The organism is Paenibacillus sp. GCM10027627 (genome assembly GCF_042675505.1).
In the GTDB taxonomy this organism is placed as follows: Bacteria; Bacillota; Bacilli; order Paenibacillales; family Paenibacillaceae; genus Pristimantibacillus.
This window is the reverse complement of record NZ_JBHTHB010000003.1, coordinates 511,179-533,940: the sequence shown is the minus strand read 5'-3', so window position 1 is coordinate 533,940 and position 22,762 is coordinate 511,179. Positions and strand designations below refer to the sequence as shown.

The following is a 22,762-nucleotide window of genomic DNA, read 5'->3' as shown; positions in this document are numbered from 1 at the left end:
AAATGGTACGATACGGGCATACTCGCTAAGGGGGAACTGAGCATTTGAGCTTGTTCAATGTGTTCAATCCGAAAATCTTCTTCTATTAGTTGTGTCGATTCTAATGGCTAAATGCCATAATCTAACCCGGCGCAACGGGGATGAAGATGGAAAAGCAAGACATGCTGCTTCTAGCGGGAGCCGATCATCATAGTTGGGCGAGAAAGCTGGGTGGCAAGAACCCTCGAAGAGAAAAGCTAAGAGAGGTTCGTAAAGGGCTAAAAGCGGTTCACTTCGACAAAGAGTGCACAGAGGTAAAAAGATCAAGTTATCGGTTGTTTAGAACGAAAATGAAGAGACTGCTCCGAGCTGAGAAATACGAGCTGTTGGGCAAGCATCGACGTACCGGTGGCTGGATCACATGGTAATCTAAACTTGAATAGAAGTATGGGAGGAAGAGAGTGCTTCGGCGCTCTTCTTTTTCTTTTGTTATAAGATGGTGGGAAAATAGGAATAAATAAGGTGACAAACTTGTAAGATTGAATAGAGAGATTGCAACTCGATTCGATTGCTTCTGAGTATGGTTTTATTTTAAACTAGTAAAGGGTGTGGCCAGCTTAGGCTGATGCTCTAGATTGCTTCGGGAAGGCGGATTTTGAACCTATGCAAGATTTTATTAATGCTATTATATTGGGGATTATCGAAGGGTTAACGGAATTTTTGCCTGTATCGTCGACGGGACATTTGATTTTGGCCGGGGATTTGCTTAATTTTGAGGGCGAGGCCGCCAAAACGTTTAAAATCGTCATTCAGCTGGGAGCCGTTATGGCCGTACTGATTCTGTATTGGAAACGGTATATGAGTATTTTGAAGGACATGCTTAAGTTCAATTTTTCGGCTAAGAAAAAGCTGAATGCCACCCATATGTTTCTGGCCATGATTCCGGCACTTGTGGTGTATTTGCTTCTAAAAGACTTCATTAAAGGGACGTTGTTCGGTACGCTGCCTGTATTAATCAGCTTGGTGCTCGGCGGTATTCTATTGATTGTTGCGTCGAGGGTCAAGCGTACAGTCACGGCGGAAGAAACGGATGATATTACGTACAAGCAGGCTTTTGGCATCGGGTTGTTCCAATGTTTGGCGCTGTGGCCGGGCTTCTCCAGATCCGGTGCGACGATTTCCGGCGGTTTGCTGCTCGGGACAAGCCAGAAAGCGGCGGCTGACTTTACGTTTATTATTTCGGTGCCGGTCATGCTGGGCGCAACTATTCTTGACCTTTATGACGCACGCGACTATTTGACTTCAGACGACCTGGTTCTGTTCTTGATCGGTTTCGTCACTGCATTTATTGTAGCGATGATTGCCGTTGTAACGTTCCTTAACCTCATTAAGCGTTTACGCTTGGAATGGTTCGCGGTTTATCGGTTCGTTTTGGCCGCGGTGATTTATTTTATCGTTTTTAAATAAGATAGCCAGATAGTGACTAGTTAGTGAATGAGAACGGCAGCTTTAAGCCCGAGAGTGGGTTTGGAGCTGCTGTTTTTTTGTGGCTTTGTGGTCGGGAGAGGGGCTTGCTGGCTGTTGAAGTGAGATACAGATAATGACAGTTTATTGAGTGTAATGTAAACTGGGAAGAGAATAGTTATGGCTAGTGATGCAAGGTGAGTGGGGTGTGCGAATGCGAGTGCGAATGTGAAGCTCACATGAAAATGCAGGGGGATTCGCACCAGGAAAAAGGGCGTTTAGGCGGTTTTATGGGCGCTTTAATCGTTGGAGAAGTGGCTTTTGATTCAAAAGTGTACGATTTCTTTTGAATTTGTTATAGTTTTGGGGCGATTTTGTCATAAAATCGCTGTCGCACTCCTTGCGGAGTGTGTGGATTGAAATTTGGTTGGTGGGGTTGCGTTACAACGAATTGGTGTCGCACTCCTTGCGGAGTGTGTGGATTGAAATCTCTCCTTGCTTGATTCTTTTATTTATTTAAACCTGTCGCACTCCTTGCGGAGTGTGTGGATTGAAATCAGGCTTAATTTTTGGTCAAGTGATAACACCTATGTCGCACTCCTTGCGGAGTGTGTGGATTGAAATGACTCAAAGGATATTGCTGAACAATTTTTAAAGGGTCGCACTCCTTGCGGAGTGTGTGGATTGAAATGATAATGTCGCCAATTGTGGTAAAGGCAGTACTAAGTCGCACTCCTTGCGGAGTGTGTGGATTGAAATAGTTTCAACTTTGCTGAAACCGATTCGATCCCGGGTCGCACTCCTTGCGGAGTGTGTGGATTGAAATATTTTCGACGATATGCATATTTTAAAACTACAAGTCGCACTCCTTGCGGAGTGTGTGGATTGAAATGCAGAAGACCATAGCGGACTTGTCGGGTTTAAGGTCGCACTCCTTGCGGAGTGTGTGGATTGAAATGGGGGCAAGACACCCGAAAAAAAGCCGACTCCACGTCGCACTCCTTGCGGAGTGTGTGGATTGAAATCACCCACTTCCGTCGTCATATTCCATGTACCCGGTCGCACTCCTTGCGGAGTGTGTGGATTGAAATTATTTATGGGCAGAAGTTTGCCGCCGGATCGCCAGTCGCACTCCTTGCGGAGTGTGTGGATTGAAATACTAAGCAGCAGCCTGAGTGGTCATATATAGACGTCGCACTCCTTGCGGAGTGTGTGGATTGAAATGCGATCTTCAAGCGAGTTCCCATACGTCCGCGAAGTCGCACTCCTTGCGGAGTGTGTGGATTGAAATTCGAAGAACAGCACAATGGGCATAATTTTGAATCCGTCGCACTCCTTGCGGAGTGTGTGGATTGAAATTCCCCCCTTTGCCATTGTAAAAGCAATCGTCATAGTCGCACTCCTGCGGAGTGTGTGGATTGAAATGATCATGCTGCGCGATCAACACGACGTCATAGCGTCGCACTCCTGCGGAGTGTGTGGATTGAAATTGGCAATGGCAATCTCACGACTTTAAACACAACGTCGCACTCCTGCGGAGTGTGTGGATTGAAATCGGAATGGAACGGTTGTCTCGGTCTGGAGCCGAGTCGCACTCCTGCGGAATGTGTGGATTGAAATTTTGGCACCGACGGTACTTGACCAACCACATACGTCGCACTCCTGCGGAGTGTGTGGATTGAAATGTTTATAGGCAAAGAAAAAAGCCGCCAGCAACGGGTCGCACTCCTGCGGAGTGTGTGGATTGAAATTTGAGTTGGTTATAAATCTCTGCAAGGGACTCATCGTCGCACTCCTGCGGAGTGTGTGGATTGAAATAGCCATTTGATCCACTATCAGAGCTTCATCGATGTCGCACTCCTGCAGAGTGTGTGGATTGAAATTTTTGTCATGTTTAGTCGCTCCCTTATCGAGGTGTCGCACTCCAGCGGAGTGTGTGGATTGAAATCAGCTCACTGATCTTTGCCTGTATGAACTCCATTGTCGCACTCCTGCGGAGTGTGTGGATTGAAATTTACTGTCTTGTCACCATTGACAATCAGTAGGTGTCGCACTCCTGCGGAGTGTGTGGATTGAAATAGGCAACGGTGGGAAAAAACCATGGCGGTGCTGGTCGCACTCCTGCGGAGTGTGTGGATTGAAATCTCATTAAACCAGACAAGCTTTTGTGCTTGTGTGTCGCACTCCTTGCGGAGTGTGTGGATTGAAATAAGCTTTTGTCCCTCAGGGCCTTGTATGATTAAGTCGCACTCCTTGCGGAGTGTGTGGATTGAAATTGAGTTGGATTTCATGGATGAAGATGGATCGATGTCGCACTCCTTGCGGAGTGTGTAGATTGAAATAAAAGTATTGGATTTTTACGGGCTAAAACATAAATATTGGATCCCTACCTTAATGGGAAAAAATTTGGAAATATAACTTCTTGGACTTCACTACCCTATTCGGGTGGTGATTACTGGAAATTGACTGTGACGAGATATAAAAATGAGGTGACCTGGTCCACCCCTTTCGGTCAAGTGACTGATGCAGATATAACTGATACTGCGGATATCTATATCACAAAGAATGGACAAAAAATCATTTATCGACCTCAATCAACTATAGATTTCTACTAAATATAGTATAAAAAATGATAGTATGTGGCCATGAAAAATCTTATTCATGGCCACATTTGGTAATAATGGAGGAGTTAATAATGAAAATAAAACTATCAGTGCTTATATTTGTATTGGTAATATTAATAATGAGCGGTTGCTCAAGATCCATTCCTGCTGTGATTACACCCTTGACTGATGATGAAGTAAAATCATATATAGTTGATAATAAAATCAAAGAGGTCGTAAGAGAGAAGATTGGAGATCTTACCGTAGTACTATATAAGGATGATATGGCCTTTGGATATCACATGCTATATAAAGATAAAGATGGGGTTATTCAAGATCAAATGGCTAATGCAAGTTACCTTGATGGGAATCTTCCTCCTGTTTTTACATCAGGAGTAGCGACCGGTAGCAATCCGTTTATTGCCGTTTATATCAATGACGAAGAGCTGATAAAATCAGCGTCTACAATTGAAGTTGTTTTAAATGATGGCAGCAGCGTCCGAAAAAAGTTAGAAGGAAAAGGTGTTATTATTCCCTATTCTAGAGAATCAGAAAAGGGAGTGAAAAGGAACTCCTCTCATATAGTCATTTATGATGAAAAAGAAAGTATCATATTTTCTAGTGGAAAATGATCGTGCCAACTTCGATGATTTTTTCTCCATACTACAACCACATCAAAACAAAGGGAATGTCATTTTTATGACATCCCCTTTTCATAATCATTAACTCGTCAATAATATGTGAAGAAGAAAAACACCTATTCTTTTGAGCAAGAACCTCTGTCATTTGGCCTGTTTTCCAGTCTCCTGCAAGTAAGTGAATTAATAAAATGTTAGAGCATTAAGCATCCTTTGAAAAAAACCACCACAACCAAAAAAAGGAGCCCGCAAAAAGTGAAAAATGGAAAAGTGGCGTTGCTATTAATTCTAACTCAGACAGGATACGCCGTATTTACGATCTTTTGGTTCATCACAGCCTTAATGTCGTTTATGATGTTTACCTCCCCTGATATTTTTACCAACCTGCCCGTTATGTCGATGATTATTTATGTATGGGTTTATCCCATTGTTTTATTAGTATCCGTCATTTCGAGCTGGGCTTTCTATCATAGAAGGAGCTTCAAAGGTGCAGTCATTGCTGGTTTAATCCCGCTTCTTTGGGTGGTGCCGATCTTGTGGATCTTCCTGTTTAACAACTAGTTCGGGCCAATGAACAATAAAGTGGCTACAAAAAGGGAACATCCTTAAGGCTCTTTGGCCGCGTGGGATGTTTTTTGTTTCAAAGGCTACCTCCAAAAAGATTCCACCATTCGAAAGGATGAGCGAAGCGTGTCGAATGAAAATCAGGATGACCTGCGCGAGAGGCTGGCTGAAGAAATTGCACAGGATCTAGCAAAACGGTTCTCCCTATCCGTCCTGGAGGCTCTTCCGATAGACAAAGGATTTTTAAATGTAAAATGGAAACTCGAAACCAATCGCGGACCGCTATTTTTGAAGTTTTACCATCCAAATCGTTACAGCTTGCAGTTTCATCCCGATAGAAGAGCCGGTATTGACCGCACTTTGAAGTTTCAACAGGGACTTCACGAAGCGGGCGTTCCTTGCTCAGCCATTTACACTTCTCAAGGGCAACACCTATTGTCCACAGCAAAAGGCTCCTATTATACGTTGCAGAATTGGATAGACGGGTATACGGTGAAGGCCGGGTGCATGAACGAGGAGCAGATGTACAGTCTAGGCAAAGCAACGGGACGAATGCACCAATGGCTGGAGACGGCGGCACCACTGGAGGAGCAGGCTTGGAAGCCGGACCCGGATGCTTATTTCGACGAGTGGAGAACAAATAAAGAGAAAGCGCAGGAGGCAAGCGACGAAACGGTATTGGAATGGCTTCAGCGGTCAGAGAAGATTGTGAATTCGCTAGATTTTCGCCAATTTGATTCGTCTCCGGTAGGATGGCTGCATTGGGATTTGTGGGTGGACAACTTGGTTCTGCAAACGCGGGGCGTAGCCGGAATTGTCGATTTTGACCGGATGGCGGTCGCTTATCCTGAAATAGATTTGGCAAGATGCGTTTTGTCCGGGGCGTTAAAAAATGGACAATTGCAGCTCGCAAATGTTCACTCTTTTATGGCGGGATACGGGGAGCACAGATTTATATCGCCAGACATCCTTGCGCGTGCTTTCCGTCTCATCTATTTAATTGAATCGATTTGGTGGCTGCGTACGGAAGTTCGGGAGCAAAGCGAGCTGCGTGAATCATTGGCGCGGTTTGTGGAAGAGATGCACTGGATTGAAGACCAATGGGAATCACTGCCGGAACTATTTCAGTTGAAATAACGGGATTCCAAAATGAAGAATGAGGAAATGTTAAGAAACATTTTCCAATAAGTTGCCGTCCAATTAATGAACTCGAACTTACAAGAGATGGAGGCTACAGGAGATGACTAGGAAAACAGGTTGGACAAAAGTTGTACTTGCAGCGGCACTATTAATTCTCACGTTACCTTCGTTCCAAGAGGAAGTTAGCGCTAAAGCTAAGCCTGTGTCGGTTACCATTAACGGAGACAGCCATAATTCGCTGCCATTCAAAAACGAGCCTTTGCTGCAAAACGGTACCGTTTATTTGCCTTTAAGAGAAGTTGGAACCGTCATGAAAACCAGTACGACTTGGGTAGCGGAAGGGAAGCGTATTTTGCTCAATAGTCCGACGGTCCAAATTGAGATGAAGCTGGGGACGAAACAGTCGACGGTAAACGGCAAGCCTTACACGCTTAAAGAAGTACCGCAAAACATCAAGGGAGTCGTTTATGTTCCCGCACGTTTTGTGACCGAGAAGCTTGGCGCTCAGGTGGATTGGATAGCGAAAGAGAGACGCGTTCATCTGACTTTTGCGGAGAAGTACGTGTTCACTGAGAAGGCTGGACAGGCATATTGGGTAGAGAGGAAGAACGGCAAGCTGTTTAAGGCGTCGAACGGAGCCCCTGCCAAGCTGCTTGGAGATACCAAAGCCGAAGTATTGGATCTTGGTGAGCTGACGGTGGAAGCGTTGTCCCCTAATGTCGAAGTGGTCAAAGTTTACGATAATTATGGGGAGCCGCATATCCATACGAATATTTTCAAAATAGTGCTGTCGAGCAACAAAGTTACGCTGGAAACGAAAGTGTATTTCGGCAATCATGGAGCTCGCTCTATAGACTTGTCGGCAGGGAAAAATGCTTTGCTGATGGATGGTTCCACTTTATATGAAATCGATCGGAAGGGAGCCGTCGCAGCGAAGCATGATTTGAAGAAATTAACCGGATATGACGATACTTCGTTCCAGGTGGAATGGTACGATGACGAATATATGGTCGTTCGTCCGCATTTGACGGGTTGGCTGACGCTTGTAAATCGGAAAACGCTCAAAAGCACCAACTTAGCGGAGACGCTTTTGGAAAAAAAGGATTGGGAAATCTATCAGTCTCTGGACAAACAGTCTATAGAGTTTCGCGACTGGGACGGACTTAAGGTGATTGGGCGTGAAGGGGACATTTTGAAGGTGAATTATTCATTTTTCCTAAACAATAAGCATATTGAATTAAAATATGAGTTGAAAAAATAACAAAAAAAGAGGATACGCACTGCAGCGTATCCTTTTCTTTTTAGCCGGGTATCGTTTCGTTCAGATTTCTATACTCTTGCTCAAGCGAAAGGCCCTTTTTGCGAATGCGGAGATGGTGGTAGGCTATAAGTGCTGTGATAAAAAGCAGGCCGCCCGAGACAATATAAATAAGCCGAGCGCCTATTAAATCAGTAAGAACGCCGATGCTAATAATGGAAATGACGTAAATAAAGTTGGACAGGGCTGATTTCGCCGCCAAAATTTTGGTGAGCGTTTGTTCGTCGGCGCTGTTTTGGAACATCGTCTCTTGGGTCAAATCCCTCATTTGATAGAAGGGCCCCATTAAAATAATGAGTACGAGAGCGATCCAAGGCACGGTCATAAAACCATAAGCGAATGTAAGCAGACCAAAAGCGGCTGAACCCACCACCATAAAGAGGGACAAGCGTCCTTGCATCATTTTGGACATCCGGTAAACGAGAACTCCTCCTAAAATCGTCCCGAAATAGAAGCCGCCATTAATATATCCCCACCAAGTTTCATCTTGTCCAAGCGCCTCCTGCACAAAGGCCAAAGTGACGGCTCCGATCCAGATCGTTCCGAAAAACGATTCGACGATATCCATGCTAATTAGCACGCGCAGCCCTTTGTGGCTGAAAAGATACTTCCATCCGCTGGTGAGTGCGGCCATGGCGCTTTCTTTGGCTTGAATGGGTGCGGAGCTTTCCCCTTTTATAAAGAGTAGGCAAACCACGGACAACAGGAGGAATAGGACTGTCATCAGGAGAGTGGGTTGTTTTCCGAAAAAGGCCAGAACCATCCCGCCGAACGTCCATCCCGCAAACAGGAAAGTCTGATCGACGCTCGCCAGCAAGCTGTTGGCTTTCACCCGGCTGTGCTCCGGCACAATTTGTTTGACGATGGACGATTTGATAGGCGTAAACATGCCGCTAAAAAACGAAATGACGCCCAGCACCGCAAAAATGAGGATCATGGATACGGTGTTTAGTTCTATCAGAAGCAGATAGTAGAGAACGCCGAGCAGTGCTAGCTGGCTAATTTGCGAAAACAGGAGCAGTCGCGACAGCTTGAAGCGATTCGAAAAGGATGGCAGAACAATGCTGCTGACCATACGGGTGAGAACGCTAATAAAAGGAACGGCCGCTGCCAGTGCAGCCGAATCGGTTCCGTTGTACAAATGAAAAACAACCAACATGGTGTACAAGGCAAATCCAAGGTTCGTCGACGTTTGACTGACTAATAGCGCATAGAAGGAGCGTGTCACTGAATTCGCCTCGTTTCTTGTTTGATAGGAACTATTATATGCCTCTTTATTTTGCGAGTGGAAGATTTTTATTTTTATAGGGGAAAACGGATGCGGGGGCGGACGGGTTTGTGGTATGGTTTGGGGGAGGGCAAGTGATAGCTCGGAGACAGTTCATTAGTGGGGTTAACGGTTGGTGCGAATGTGGAGCGAACATGAATTCCTAGGGGGATTCGCACCGGGAAAATCGTTTAAAAGAGGGCCTATTAATGGCTGTAGCCATTTATGAGCTATGATTTATTTGTAACAGTGTTTGATTTACTGTAGTTTTTTATGGTTTTAGCGTGATTTTGTCACAAAATCGCTGTCGCACTCCTCTGGAGTGTGTGGATTGAAATATATGTGTCGTCGCCAAATGGCGTGAATACCGGGTCGCACTCCTCTGGAGTGTGTGGATTGAAATTTGATCCGAATGGCGTCGTTATAATCAAAAAAGGTCGCACTCCTCTGGAGTGTGTGGATTGAAATTGAATCAGCTGCGGACATTGATTTGCGTGTGGAGGTCGCACTCCTCTGGAGTGTGTGGATTGAAATTAGCTCTTGAATATGTCATGGCGAACCCTGGAGGTCGCACTCCTCTGGAGTGTGTGGATTGAAATCAGAAGATTTTAAAATGGATCCGCGCTTGTCCAAGTCGCACTCCTCTGGAGTGTGTGGATTGAAATCCGCTGAATTAGCGGAGCGTATGGCTCGCACAGGTCGCACTCCTCTGGAGTGTGTGGATTGAAATCTCTTTGATTTCGGGGAGTGAATATTGGGACTGGGTCGCACTCCTCTGGAGTGTGTGGATTGAAATATATAATTCTAACCGAAACATTTCTTATTTAAAGAGTCGCACTCCTCTGGAGTGTGTGGATTGAAATCCGGACGGCTGGATCGACATAAAAACCATCCTGGTCGCACTCCTCTGGAGTGTGTGGATTGAAATTATTGATCCAAAAATTAATTTAATAACTGTCCATGTCGCACTCCTCTGGAGTGTGTGGATTGAAATAATCATGTCTAGTGGAATTTCTGTCGTATCCGTGGTCGCACTCCTCTGGAGTGTGTGGATTGAAATCCAAGTGCTGTATTGGAACGGAGTTCCTTTAACGTCGCACTCCTCTGGAGTGTGTGGATTGAAATCGGAAACTACCTCGCATACCTTGCCCGGAATATGTCGCACTCCTCTGGAGTGTGTGGATTGAAATACCTTGATTGGCTATGTTACGGCGTACCCTAGCGTCGCACTCCTCTGGAGTGTGTGGATTGAAATACGAGATCGCTTATACAATTGGTGGAATGGTTTGTCGCACTCCTCTGGAGTGTGTGGATTGAAATAGGCAAGGAAGCCGGACTCCTTGGATGCCATATGGTCGCACTCCTCTGGAGTGTGTGGATTGAAATTAGGGAATTTTTTATACAAATTAGGTTTAGGTTTTGTCGCACTCCTCTGGAGTGTGTGGATTGAAATTATAGATTGAATAGGCGGAGTTTCCTCCGCCAATGTCGCACTCCTCTGGAGTGTGTGGATTGAAATCCTAATCGCAACTCGGGAAGGTCCAGTTCGGCAGTCGCACTCCTCTGGAGTGTGTGGATTGAAATACATGGGCCGAGTAAATAGCCTACAGCGGTTGTGTCGCACTCCTCTGGAGTGTGTGGATTGAAATTTAGCCATCTCTTTTGCAAGACGCATTGAACTCGTCGCACTCCTCTGGAGTGTGTGGATTGAAATTATTAAACTTAACTAGATTGTACCATCACATCTGTCGCACTCCTCTGGAGTGTGTGGATTGAAATGCCATCGATCCTATACGTCCCCAAAATGTCAAGTCGCACTCCTCTGGAGTGTGTGGATTGAAATGAGCAAATGCTCCAGCTCTACCCATGTTGGCGTCGTCGCACTCCTCTGGAGTGTGTGGATTGAAATTTCGCTGCAATCGAGAAGTTCGATGTCGCGTAAAGTCGCACTCCTCTGGAGTGTGTGGATTGAAATTTCTTTTTTCGGCGCTTCGGCTGGCTTATGCGCCTGTCGCACTCCTCTGGAGTGTGTGGATTGAAATGGCGTGCATTACTATGAGCGAAAAGACATCGACGTCGCACTCCTCTGGAGTGTGTGGATTGAAATGTTTGTATCCATTCCATGTCATACTGTATCCCCGGTCGCACTCCTCTGGAGTGTGTGGATTGAAATAGGCTTTGGGGGTCTTCCTCTTTTGGGCTTTGGAGGTCGCACTCCTCTGGAGTGTGTGGATTGAAATGATTATGGAGAACGGATGGGCAGCCGGTGACGGGTCGCACTCCTCTGGAGTGTGTGGATTGAAATTTCGCGGATAACTGATATGGGTGTGATGCCCTTGTCGCACTCCTCTGGAGTGTGTGGATTGAAATGAATTACTATGTTTTAAACGGTACATTGCCTGGTCGCACTCCTCTGGAGTGTGTGGATTGAAATAGCATAGTTGCCATGGAATACAGAACAGACCTGGTCGCACTCCTCTGGAGTGTGTGGATTGAAATTCCGTTTTTAATTGACCTGGCATATCGGATCTGGTCGCACTCCTCTGGAGTGTGTGGATTGAAATAACGGTAAAACGGTTGTCAATCTAGTAGCCCTTGTCGCACTCCTCTGGAGTGTGTGGATTGAAATTTTGTGGCGCAGGCATACACCTCAGCGCCAGGCGTCGCACTCCTCTGGAGTGTGTGGATTGAAATCTTCGCACGTTGCTCAAGCAAGTCTTCTGGTAGCGTCGCACTCCTCTGGAGTGTGTGGATTGAAATTCAAAGGTGTATCCACTCCTCTAGGTGCTGCGAAGTCGCACTCCTCTGGAGTGTGTGGATTGAAATATCATAATCGGATTGAACCTTGGGTGGGTGAAGGTCGCACTCCTCTGGAGTGTGTGGATTGAAATCTAAGTGCAGGCATGTTATTGACTTAAAACAATGTCGCACTCCTCTGGAGTGTGTGGATTGAAATATGTAAACGTTATAACCAGCGAGATCGGATACAGTCGCACTCCTCTGGAGTGTGTGGATTGAAATTGGATCATCAGCATGATTGATTAAATGTATCAAAAGTCGCACTCCTCTGGAGTGTGTGGATTGAAATTACGCCTCAACATCATCAACAACTATATGGTAGTCGCACTCCTCTGGAGTGTGTGGATTGAAATCTCTTCTGTGGCATCATCGTTCCGTCTCCACACAGTCGCACTCCTCTGGAGTGTGTGGATTGAAATAAGCCATATATCAGCGCCCGCATGAAGTTTGATGTCGCACTCCTCTGGAGTGTGTGGATTGAAATACTACTTCGCCTATGTCTCCCGAATGAGTACGGGTCGCACTCCTCTGGAGTGTGTGGATTGAAATAAAATACTATCGGCCTGTGCATTTGAAAAACCCAGTCGCACTCCTCTGGAGTGTGTGGATTGAAATCACTATGCCGATGGGAGCCGTGCTATCATCCCCGTCGCACTCCTCTGGAGTGTGTGGATTGAAATTCCAAACAAATCAAGTAAAGCTATTTCTTCTGAGTCGCACTCCTCTGGAGTGTGTGGATTGAAATGGAGCTTGAAACACAAGGAGTGTTTGTTAGCAGCGTCGCACTCCTCTGGAGTGTGTGGATTGAAATCGATTGTTAAGTCCAAAAGTAAAGACAGAGAGCAAGTCGCACTCCTCTGGAGTGTGTGGATTGAAATCCGCTTTCGTTTGATGTCCTTGAAAACATCCTCAGTCGCACTCCTCTGGAGTGTGTGGATTGAAATAAGAATAACCCAGTCTTCCGGCTTGTACTCAATTGTCGCACTCCTCTGGAGTGTGTGGATTGAAATGCCACTTTTGATGGTAGTTTCAATGTTTGACAGGTCGCACTCCTCTGGAGTGTGTGGATTGAAATTTTGACGGTATTATTGAACCGACTGGCAAGAAAAGTCGCACTCCTCTGGAGTGTGTGGATTGAAATTCGGAATATTCAGGAGGAATTGAAATGCCTACAGAGTCGAACTCCTCTGGAGTGTGTGGATTGAAATATGCAAATTCATCGCGCCCCTGTGGGCGTTGGCGTCGCACTCCTCTGGAGTGTGTGGATTGAAATCCTATGTGACGAATGTGAAGACGTGGAGGGCAAGTCGCACTCCTCTGGAGTGTGTGGATTGAAATTTATGTGGACCCCCGTCAATATGTAGTTGATGACTGTCGCACTCCTCTGGAGTGTGTGGATTGAAATACTTCGGCCTCATTAAGGACGGCCATGTTGCCGAGTCGCACTCCTCTGGAGTGTGTGGATTGAAATTAATTCATCCGCGCCTAGTTGGTCAATCCAGATTGTCGCACTCCTCTGGAGTGTGTGGATTGAAATACCTGCTTCAATCAGTTTTTATTATCACATCAAGTCGCACTCCTCTGGAGTGTGTGGATTGAAATTTGATATGACGCCGATTTTAAAGTCTATGAGGTGTCGCACTCCTCTGGAGTGTGTGGATTGAAATACTAAATGTTGGTACTTTAGTGCCACGACCACCTGTCGCACTCCTCTGGAGTGTGTGGATTGAAATTGGTTTTAAGCAGAAATTAATCTCTATACTTGTGTCGCACTCCTCTGGAGTGTGTGGATTGAAATTCGTCCTGCTAATTACATAAGAGGAGAGAGAAAGTCGCACTCCTCTGGAGTGTGTGGATTGAAATTCTTTGCCAACGTGGAATGTCGCTGGCAGGAACAGTCGCACTCCTCTGGAGTGTGTGGATTGAAATCATTAGTGCGCGGCCAAAACCATCCATATCCTTAGTCGCACTCCTCTGGAGTGTGTGGATTGAAATTCAATATATTCACTGTGTTCGATTTGAGATTTAGTCGCACTCCTTATGGAGTGTGTAGACTAAACTTCAAGCGGTTTTTTATTTCTAGGAAAAGCTATCCGTCTTCCCCCCACATCGAACCCCCTAAAAGCCTTGCTCAACCCACCGAGCAAGGCTTTTCCCTTCCCCCTTCAATCCAACAAAAAAATAATGTTGGATAAAGAGGGTAATTATGGGATCGTGTCGAATTCTAGTTCCAACAGACTATATTGACGACAGAATCGGCCATTCTAACGACTAGGAAGGAGATTCATATGACGGATAAAATAGTTCGCCTCTTTAACATTATGAATGCTATTCAAGCCAATCCGGGTATTGCTGCCTCCGACCTTGCCCTCAAGTACGAGGTAAGTGTGCGCTCCATCTATCGAGATATCGATACGCTTTCTCTTTTTTCGCCTATTACGAGCGAAGGGAGGGGGACGGGGTATCGTTTTATAAGCAAATTTTTTATGAATCCCCTTAATTTCACCGATCAGGAAGCCCTTGTTGTTTCTCTTCTCCCCTCTGTCATCGACCGAGATAAGCTGCCGCCCGGCTTTGACACCGCATACGATAAAATTATGGCTTCACACCAAAACGAACAATCGAAAAGAAGCAATCTCATTACCGACATTACGGATATGATCCAAATGGGAACTCCCGCCTACCGCAAAGAAAGCCCCAACTTCCTACATACCGTTATCAAAGCCATCCTAGAGAAGAAAACGATTAACGCCGTTTACCATACCCAGTCCCGCAACGAAACGACAGCACGTCAAATCGATCCATATTACCTTGTTCCAAGGGAGCAGCGTTTCTATTTAATCGGCTATTGCCGCAACAAAGGGAAGATTAGGACGTTCCGAGTCAGCCGGTTCAACCAGGTGGAACTGACCAATGAAACGTTTGATAAAAGCGGCTTTAACATTAAAAAACATCTCAAACATACTTGGTCCATCGAACAAAGCGATCGCCTTGTGACGTTTAAGGTGCGCTTCAGTCCTGAGGTGGCTCGTTATATAAAAGAGGAAGAGCTATTTGTCCGCCCCCGAATGAAAGAGAAAAAGGATGGCAGCTTGATATTCGAGGTGACGGTCAATAACGATAACGAGTTTCTGCGCTGGCTTCGTCAGTACGGTTCGGCCGCCGAAATATTGGAGCCTCAGTCTGTCCGCGATTCTTTTAAAAGTCAGCTAGAAGAGTGGTCGAGACTATATTCCTAGTTTTTAAAAATACGAACTCACATTCGTGACGAATGCTGTCACAAAGATCGTTCATAATCCATTTTGTAACCTATACAAACTAAGTTCAATTAGAAGGAGTATCGAAATGGATGATTTTATAGCCCATATCAGAGAAAGCGATAAAGCGATTCAAACGGTGAAGGAGCATTTACTGGGGGTTAAAGGGCTGGCCGAAGAGATCGGTGCCAAAATTGGCGTGAAGCATATCGCGGGTCTTGGGGGTTTGCTTCATGATCTAGGCAAATACACGGAGGAGTTCAAAAAGTATTTGCATAACGCCGTCCATAACCCCGGTTCTCCGTCCAAGCGAGGCAGTGTTGATCATTCAACGGCAGGGGGAAAGCTGCTGTTCGATCTTTACCATCAAGGCAAGCCTGACCGTTACACCTGGATTTTGGCGGAGATTGTAGGGAACGCAGTTTTTTCTCACCACTCCTATTTGCATGATTTTTTAAGCCCAGAGCTGGAATCGGGGTATTTAAACCGGGCGCTGAAAGAAAAGGGCAAGGGTATTGAGGAGTATCACTCCGCAGTCGAGCGGTTCTTCCAGTATGTCATGGACAAAGATGAATTTGACCGATATGTGCAAAAAGCGGTCGAGGAGCTAGAGGCTTTCCTCTTAAAGCCTTTTGAAGGCTCCGATGAGAGCAAATGCCAATTTCTAAGCAAGTATGTATTCAGCGCTTTAATTGATGCGGATCGTACAAATACCCGGTTGTTTGAGGAAAATAAATCGGTTGAACCGGAGCTTGATCATGGGGCTCTTTTTCAAGACTATTACGACAAACTGATGCTCAAGCTTGACTCTCTCCAGTCCCAATCGAACAACGGCTCAGCTATTCCGGCTTTGCGCAAGGAGATGTCCGAGAGATGCGAGCAGTTTGCGGAGCTTTATCCTTCCGGCATTTACGCTTTGTCGATTCCGACCGGGGGCGGGAAGACGCTTGCCAGCTTTAGATATGCCCTGAAACACGCTATAAAGGATGGAAAAAAGCGCATTATTTACGTCATTCCGTTCACAACCATCATTGAGCAAAATGCTCAGGAAATTAGAAACATCGTTAAGGACGACGAGCATGTTTTGGAGCATCATTCTAATGTTGTGTGGAAAGAAGAGGATGACGACGAGGACGAAGACGGACTCATGACCATTGGGCAAAAGCTGAAACTTGCGAAGGATAATTGGGATTCGCCGGTTATTTTTACAACGATGGTGCAGTTTCTGAATGTGTTCTACGCCAAAGGGAGTCGGAATACTAGAAGGCTCCACAATTTGAGCGAGTCCGTTATTGTGTTCGATGAGGTTCAGAAGGTGCCTGTTTCTTGTGTATCCTTATTCAATCAAGCTCTTAACTTTCTTAAGGCTTATGGCCATTCCAGCCTGCTGCTGTGTACGGCGACGCAGCCCGAGCTCAGTTTTGTGGAATACAAATTGGACATAGCACCTCAGGCGGAAATAATCGAGAAGCTGGATCAAGTTATCGATGCTTTTAAACGGGTGGAACTGGTAGACAGGGCAACGGGGGAAACATTTGATACGGAGAAGCTGGCTCAATTCGTAGAGGATAAGCTGGAAGAGTCGGGCAGCGTTCTTGTGGTCTTGAATACGAAGGCGGTGGTCAAACGGCTCTATCGCCAGTTGTCCTCGTTGTCTATTCCGGTCTACCACTTAAGTACTTCCATGTGCGCCGCTCATCGGCAAACGATGTTGGACTTGATCCGGACACATTTGGACAAAGACGAAAAGGTCGTTTGTATTAGCACACAACTCATTGAGGCTGGTGTTGACGTCAGTTTCGGATGCGTGGTTCGGTCATTGGCGGGTTTAGATTCGGTAGCTCAAGCAGCCGGCAGATGCAATCGTCATGGGCGATGGGATATTCGGCAGGTCTATATGATTGATCACGAGGAGGAGAATCTGACTCATCTTAAGGAGATCCAGGTCGGCAAGAAGTTAACGGCCATGATGCTCCTCGATTTAAAAAGAGATGGATCTTGCCATGGCGGTCATCTTTTGTCCGTGGAGGCGATTCAGAACTATTTTAGAAAATATTATTCAGCGCTGAAGCTTAACTTGAATTATCATGTGCGGCAATACGGAACGGAGATGACCAAATGGCTGATGGGCAGCCGCGCCGACAACACGTATCTGGAGGCATATAAACAGGATAGTGGAAAAGAAGTGCCGCTCTTTTTAGTTCAGAGCTACCGGACTGCGGCGGAGCAGTTTCAAGTCATCGACAGTTTGGCCAAGCCCGTCATTGTGCCGTATGGCGACAAGGGAGCAGATATTATTGCCCGTCTCAGCGGGGAAAGCGGCATGAAAGAAATGTCGCAAGCCTTGCGTGAAGCGCAACAATACACGATCAATTTGTTTCCGCATGAATTGAATCAATTGGCGGGCAATAACGGTTTAGTTTCTTTGTTGGAGGGTCGGGTACTAGCGCTTACGGAGGGTGCGTACAACGACGAGTTTGGGCTGGATGTCGAGAATGAAAGTGAATTTGGTTTGAAATTGTACTAGAGTCGGTCCCATTTGAGAGGAGGTGAAGCTATGAGAAGGAATTCAATCGAATTTACGGTCGAGGGCGACTACGCCCTTTTCACCGATCCGTTGACGAAGCTAGGCGGTGAGAAGCTGTCCTACCAAGTGCCAACGTATCAAGCTTTGAAAGGGATAGCGGAATCGATCTACTGGAAGCCAACGCTCATTATTTATATCGATGCTGTCAGAGTGATGAAGCCGATTCGAATGGAATCCAAGGGAGTTCGACCGATCGATTACGGCGGCGGCAATACTCTAGCCAACTATACGTATTTGCGGGACGTGTCTTATCAAGTTAGAGCGTATTTCGAATTTAACGAAAATCGCCCGGACATGGCCTTTGATCGCAACGAGCACAAACACCACAATATTATGAAGCGCTCGCTGCTCGCAGGCGGACGAAGAGATATTTTTTTAGGAACGCGGGAATGTCAGGCATATGTGGAACCGTGCGTATTTGGCGAAGGTGAGGGGTTCTACGACAATTATGGCGATATCCATCTCGGAAATATGGTTCATGGCATAAATTATCCTGATGAGACAGGCAGAGACCAAATGGAAGTTCGTTTGTGCAACTATGTCATGAGTGATGGTTACATCACATTCCACAGGCCGGAAGATTGCTCTCAAGTTCGCGTCATTTCGGAAATGAAGCCTAAGCCGTTTGATCAATCCAACGTAGAGTCGGCAGAGCGGTTGGACGAGTACTTGGGAAGGGGGGACCATGGATGAGCTGGCTGTTTAATTTATATGAAACCTATCAGGCCAACTTAGGACAAGTTGGTGTCAACGAAAGAAAGTATAACGACCAAGAGTTTACGCTGCTTCCAGTGGCGCACACGACACAGAATGCGCATATCGAAGTAGATATAACCTTAGACGGCGAGTTTCATTATGCCGAAGTTATCGTCAACAAAGCCGATTCCAGCACGCTCATTCCTTGTACCGAAGATTCCTCCAGCCGAGCCGGTTCCAAAATCGCTCCGTATCCACTGCATGACAAATTAAGTTATGTTGCGGGAGATTTTGTCGCATATGGCGGAGAAATTAAAAAGGAAGAGCCTTTTTCTTACTATATTAAGCAGCTTGAAAGCTGGGCAAATTCGCCTTATGCCAACGATAAGGTAAGGAGCATTTACCGTTATTTAAGCAAAGGGAAACTTATTCAGGATTTGGTAGAGTTCAAAATTCTTTATGTCGATCAGGACAACCAGTTGATTCAAAAATGGGACAAGTCTCACGAAGAAAAATATGGAGTGAAGCCAGCTATTTATTCTGCCATAACGGGTGATCTGGACAGCGCTTTTATCCGGTTTAATGTCTATTCTCCCAGCCTTGTTTTGGAAAAAGTATGGAAAGACCCGAACATGTACGACTCATTTATTCGTTACTATAGCCAGCAGTTAGGGGAAGAGGACTATTGTTATGTAACGGGAGAGCTGCGTCCAAGTACGGACAAACATGCGAATAAAATTAGAAATGCGGCAGACAAGGCAAAGCTCATTTCCGCAAACGATACGAGCGGTTTTACGTTTAGGGGGCGTTTCACGGAAAGCGGCGATGCAGCAAGCATTAGCTATGAGGTTTCCCAAAAGGCTCATAATGCTTTGAAGTGGCTCATTAACCGCCAAGCGAAGATTATGGATCAACGGGTGTTTCTCGTGTGGGGCAACCGCGAGCCGGAAGTTCCGGAGCCGACGGAAGACCTTTTTTCGATCACGCCGAATGCGAAAGTGGACAAAAAGAGGGAAGCTTTCACCAACCGTGAGATCATGGAAGAGGTCAAAAAAGCTTTTAGCGGATATGCCAACAAGTTATCGGCGGAATCCAAATCGAACGTCAACATTATGGTGCTGGATTCCGCAACGACGGGCCGCATGGCGGTATTGTATTACCGCAATTTGGACAAGCATTTTTATTTTGACCGTTTGATCAAATGGCATTCTACATGCGCTTGGCTTCATCGTTATCGAAAAGATAGCGATGGTGAATTTGTGCAATTTTACGGGGCGCCTGCCACTAAAGACATTGCCTTTGCCGCCTATGGGCCAAAAGCTGGCGACAAAATCGTCAAAGGGCTGATGGAACGCATGCTGCCATGCATTATCGACAAACGACCAGTGCCGCTCGATATTGAAAGAAGCGTCATGCAGCGTGCCTCAAATCCGGTGTCTATGGACAGATGGGAATGGGAGAAGACGCTTAGTATAGCTTGTGCAGTCATTAACAAAAAGGAGGAGAAGGGTGTGGCTTTAGATACTGGAACGGATGATCGCAATTATCTCTTTGGACGTTTGCTGGCGGTGGCCGACGTGCTTGAGCGGCGTGCTCTTGGACCGGAAGAAAACCGGGCGACTAACGCGATTCGCTATATGAACGAGTTTTCCAAACATCCGGAAAGAACCTGGAACACCATTCAAAAGAGCTTGCAGCCTTATCAAGCCCGACTCGGCAGAAAAGCGCTTGATTTGAATAAAATCATCGATGAAATCGGTTCGCGTATGCCTATTGATAAATTCAATAATCAGTCTTTGACCGGCTTGTATTTGCTAGGTTTTTACAGCCAAAGACATGAGCTTTATCAAAAGAAAGAGAAGAACGAAGACGCAGTTGATTCCAATAACGAATAAGGAGCGATATCGATGACGACTTTAGATCATAAAATAGATTTTGCTGTAGTTATATCTGTTTCCAAGGCTAATCCGAACGGCGATCCTCTCAATGGCAATCGGCCTCGGCAAAATTTCGACGGCTACGGAGAGATTTCAGATGTGGCCATTAAGCGCAAAATTCGCAACCGGCTTCAGGATATGGGGGAGTCGATTTTCGTCCAGTCCAATGATCGCAAATCGGATTCGTATGGAAGCCTGAGAGAGCGGGCAGATGCAAACGCAGAGCTTGAGAAAATTTTAAAGTCAAAAACGGGTTCGAGCGATGAATTTGCTCGCATTGCTTGTCAAGAATGGCTGGATGTCAGAAGCTTCGGCCAAGTATTTGCTTTCAAAGCGGATAAAGGGGCAGGCGTATCTGTTGGAGTAAGAGGGCCCGTGTCGATTCATGCGGCTACAAGCCTTGATCCTATTGATATTACCAGCTTGCAAATAACGAAAAGCGTAAACTCCGAGCCCGGCAAAGATAGAGGCTCCGACACTATGGGGATGAAGCATCGCGTCGATTCCGGAGTCTATGTGTTCTATGGAAGTATTAATACGCAGCTTGCGGAAAAAACAGGATTTACGAACGATGATGCACAGAAGTTTAAGCAGGCTCTTGTCAGCTTGTTTGAAAATGACGCTTCTTCCGCAAGACCGGAAGGCAGCATGGAAGTTCATAAAGTATTTTGGTGGGAGCATAGCTCCAAATTGGGTCAATATTCTTCGGCTAAAGTTCACCGCTCGTTGCTGGTTGAGAGACTTGATGCCGAGCCTAAAGCGTTTGAGCATTACGAATTCAATGCTCTTCCTTTGGAAGGCTTGAAAGCTGAAGAGTTGGATGGACTATAAGGAAGAAGACTTTTTGATGCTGTCGGGCATTCAGCATTTTCAATTTTGCAAGCGGCAGTGGGCTATTATTCATATCGAACAGCAATGGGCGGAAAATGTAAAAACCATTGAAGGGGATTATTTGCATAAGAAAGCGGATAATCCCTTTGTAAGGGAGAAACGGGGCGATAAGCTTATTGCACGAGGAATGTCCATTTACTCCCGTACGCTCGGCATTTCGGGGAAATGCGATGTGGTCGAGTTTATTCGCAGCGATTTTGGCGTTTCTCTTCATGGGGCTGAAGGCAAGTATTTGGCTTACCCAGTAGAGTACAAGCGAGGCAAACCAAAGCAAGGCGACGAGGATTTGCTGCAATTAGCCGCACAGGCGATGTGTCTAGAAGAGATGCTGGCATGCGAAATTGAGGTCGGATATTTCTACTATAATGAAATTAAGCATAGAGTCGAGGTTCCGATTACTACAGCCTTAAGGGAGAAGGTAAAATCGACTTTTGCCGAAATGCGGGATTATTATAAGCGGGGACATACTCCTAAAGTAAAGACAGGGAAGTTCTGCGACAATTGCTCTCTTCAGTCCATATGTTTGCCCGAACTTATGAATAAGCGGACTGTCAAAAGTTATGTTGAAGGGAAAATAAAAGAATGAAGAAGCTGCTGAATACTCTGTACATTACTCAGCCGGATGTCTATTTGTCGCTTGATGGAGATAATATCGTTCTCTTGAAGGAGCAAGAAAAGTTTGCGAGAATGCCGCTGCATAATTTAGAGTCGATTGTCGCTTTTGGCTATAGAGGTGCCAGTCCAAAGTTAATGGGATATTGTGCGGAGCGCAATATCTCTTTGGTGTTCCTCACGATGAACGGCCGATTTAGTGCGCGGGTGATTGGCGAAAGCAATGGAAATGTTCTTTTGCGAAAAAGGCAATATCGCCTGTCAGACGACGAAGGACAATCGGCCAAAATGGCGCGGAATTTTATTGTAGGGAAAATATACAACCACAAATGGATGCTGGAGAGGATGACAAGAGATTATCCGCTTCGAATTGATGTAGAGCGGTTTAAGGAAGCTTCTGGACAATTGTCGGCCATTATGATCGAAGTGAGAGATTGCGAGGATTTGGAACGGCTGAGAGGTTTGGAAGGACAAGCTTCTGTTGTGTATAACAAAAAGTTTGATTCGATGATTTTGCAGCAGAAGGAAGACTTTTACTTCCGTGGGCGCTCCAGAAGACCGCCGCTTGATCCCGTCAATGCGCTGTTGTCTCTAGCGTATTCTCTATTAGCCAAAGACGTGGCGGCCGCGCTGGAGGGTGTGGGGCTAGATTCTTATGTCGGCTTTTTGCATAGGGATCGGCCCGGAAGGATTTCGCTTGCACTGGATGTGATGGAAGAGCTTCGTGGCGTTTTTGCGGATAGATTTGTTTTGTCCCTCATTAATAAAAAGGTGCTGGATCGGGATGATTTTTATAAGCAGGAGAACGGTGCTGTGCTTTTGAAGGAAGAAGGGCGAAAGAAGTTTCTGCATGCTTGGCAAACGAAGAAACAAGAACATATCACACATCCGTTTCTCGGGGAGAAAATAACCTGGGGGCTAGTTCCTCATGCACAGGCTTTGCTATTGGCACGATATTTGCGCGATGATCTGGATGAGTACCCTCCTTTTTTATGGAAGTAGGTGTAGTT

The 22,762-nt window shown here is 45.9% G+C and carries 14 protein-coding genes and 2 CRISPR repeat arrays; of the genes, 13 read left to right on the top strand and 1 reads right to left on the bottom strand.

The window, feature by feature from the left end:
* The first annotated feature begins 146 nt into the window (after nucleotides 1–146).
* The 6 genes from ACFQZE_RS14210 (at nucleotide 147) to ACFQZE_RS14185 (ending at nucleotide 7,649) form a co-directional block, all read left to right on the top strand.
* Nucleotides 147–407, top strand: coding sequence for a hypothetical protein (locus ACFQZE_RS14210; protein WP_379358013.1), 261 nt, complete (start codon nucleotides 147–149; stop codon nucleotides 405–407).
* A gap of 235 nt (nucleotides 408–642) precedes the next feature.
* Nucleotides 643–1,446 (top strand): undecaprenyl-diphosphate phosphatase, encoded by an 804-nt coding sequence (locus ACFQZE_RS14205; RefSeq protein ID WP_379358011.1) that lies wholly within the window; start codon nucleotides 643–645, stop codon nucleotides 1,444–1,446.
* A 387-nt stretch (nucleotides 1,447–1,833) separates the two neighbouring features.
* Nucleotides 1,834–2,802: a CRISPR direct-repeat array (repeat unit 33 nt; unit sequence GTCGCACTCCTTGCGGAGTGTGTGGATTGAAAT).
* Between the two features lie 1,336 nt (nucleotides 2,803–4,138).
* Complete coding sequence (locus ACFQZE_RS14200; protein WP_379358009.1) at nucleotides 4,139–4,678, top strand: hypothetical protein; 540 nt, start codon at nucleotides 4,139–4,141, stop codon at nucleotides 4,676–4,678.
* A 261-nt stretch (nucleotides 4,679–4,939) separates the two neighbouring features.
* Complete coding sequence (locus ACFQZE_RS14195; RefSeq protein ID WP_379358007.1) at nucleotides 4,940–5,245, top strand: hypothetical protein; 306 nt, start codon at nucleotides 4,940–4,942, stop codon at nucleotides 5,243–5,245.
* A 129-nt stretch (nucleotides 5,246–5,374) separates the two neighbouring features.
* A complete protein-coding gene (locus ACFQZE_RS14190) occupies nucleotides 5,375–6,385 on the top strand; it encodes a phosphotransferase enzyme family protein (protein ID WP_379358005.1) in 1,011 nt (336 codons plus the stop codon).
* A 103-nt stretch (nucleotides 6,386–6,488) separates the two neighbouring features.
* Nucleotides 6,489–7,649 carry a copper amine oxidase N-terminal domain-containing protein gene (locus tag ACFQZE_RS14185; protein ID WP_379358003.1) on the top strand — a complete coding sequence of 387 codons (1,161 nt, stop codon included), beginning with the start codon at nucleotides 6,489–6,491 and terminating at the stop codon, nucleotides 7,647–7,649.
* Nucleotides 7,650–7,689: 40 nt separating this feature from the next.
* Here ACFQZE_RS14185 and ACFQZE_RS14180 read toward each other — a convergent pair whose 3' ends face one another.
* Nucleotides 7,690–8,934 (bottom strand): MFS transporter, encoded by a 1,245-nt coding sequence (locus tag ACFQZE_RS14180; protein WP_379358001.1) that lies wholly within the window; start codon nucleotides 8,932–8,934, stop codon nucleotides 7,690–7,692.
* Between the two features lie 345 nt (nucleotides 8,935–9,279).
* A CRISPR array of direct repeats spans nucleotides 9,280–13,767; the repeat unit is 32 nt; unit sequence GTCGCACTCCTCTGGAGTGTGTGGATTGAAAT.
* 293 nt (nucleotides 13,768–14,060) lie between these two features.
* Here ACFQZE_RS14180 and ACFQZE_RS14175 point away from each other — a divergent pair.
* From ACFQZE_RS14175 to cas1c, 7 genes are all read left to right on the top strand, one after another.
* Nucleotides 14,061–15,011, top strand: a complete 951-nt coding sequence (locus tag ACFQZE_RS14175) for a helix-turn-helix transcriptional regulator (RefSeq protein ID WP_379357999.1) — start codon at nucleotides 14,061–14,063, stop codon at nucleotides 15,009–15,011.
* Nucleotides 15,012–15,117: 106 nt separating this feature from the next.
* Nucleotides 15,118–17,556, top strand: coding sequence for a CRISPR-associated helicase Cas3' (gene cas3 / locus ACFQZE_RS14170; RefSeq protein ID WP_379357997.1), 2,439 nt, complete (start codon nucleotides 15,118–15,120; stop codon nucleotides 17,554–17,556).
* A gap of 30 nt (nucleotides 17,557–17,586) precedes the next feature.
* The gene (gene cas5c, locus ACFQZE_RS14165) at nucleotides 17,587–18,309 is read left to right on the top strand and encodes a type I-C CRISPR-associated protein Cas5c (protein WP_379357995.1); all 723 of its coding nucleotides are present in this window, start codon (nucleotides 17,587–17,589) and stop codon (nucleotides 18,307–18,309) included.
* Nucleotides 18,306–20,207, top strand: coding sequence for a type I-C CRISPR-associated protein Cas8c/Csd1 (gene cas8c / locus ACFQZE_RS14160; RefSeq protein ID WP_379357993.1), 1,902 nt, complete (start codon nucleotides 18,306–18,308; stop codon nucleotides 20,205–20,207). The genes cas5c and cas8c overlap by 4 nt, the downstream gene beginning before the upstream one ends.
* 12 nt (nucleotides 20,208–20,219) lie before the next feature.
* A complete protein-coding gene (cas7c, locus tag ACFQZE_RS14155) occupies nucleotides 20,220–21,080 on the top strand; it encodes a type I-C CRISPR-associated protein Cas7/Csd2 (protein WP_379357991.1) in 861 nt (286 codons plus the stop codon).
* A complete protein-coding gene (gene cas4, locus ACFQZE_RS14150; RefSeq protein ID WP_379357989.1) occupies nucleotides 21,070–21,726 on the top strand; it encodes a CRISPR-associated protein Cas4 in 657 nt (218 codons plus the stop codon). The genes cas7c and cas4 overlap by 11 nt, the downstream gene beginning before the upstream one ends.
* Nucleotides 21,723–22,754: a type I-C CRISPR-associated endonuclease Cas1c gene (gene cas1c / locus ACFQZE_RS14145; protein ID WP_379357987.1), complete on the top strand. Its 1,032-nt coding sequence runs from the start codon at nucleotides 21,723–21,725 to the stop codon at nucleotides 22,752–22,754. The genes cas4 and cas1c overlap by 4 nt, the downstream gene beginning before the upstream one ends.
* Nucleotides 22,755–22,762: the final 8 nt, after the last annotated feature.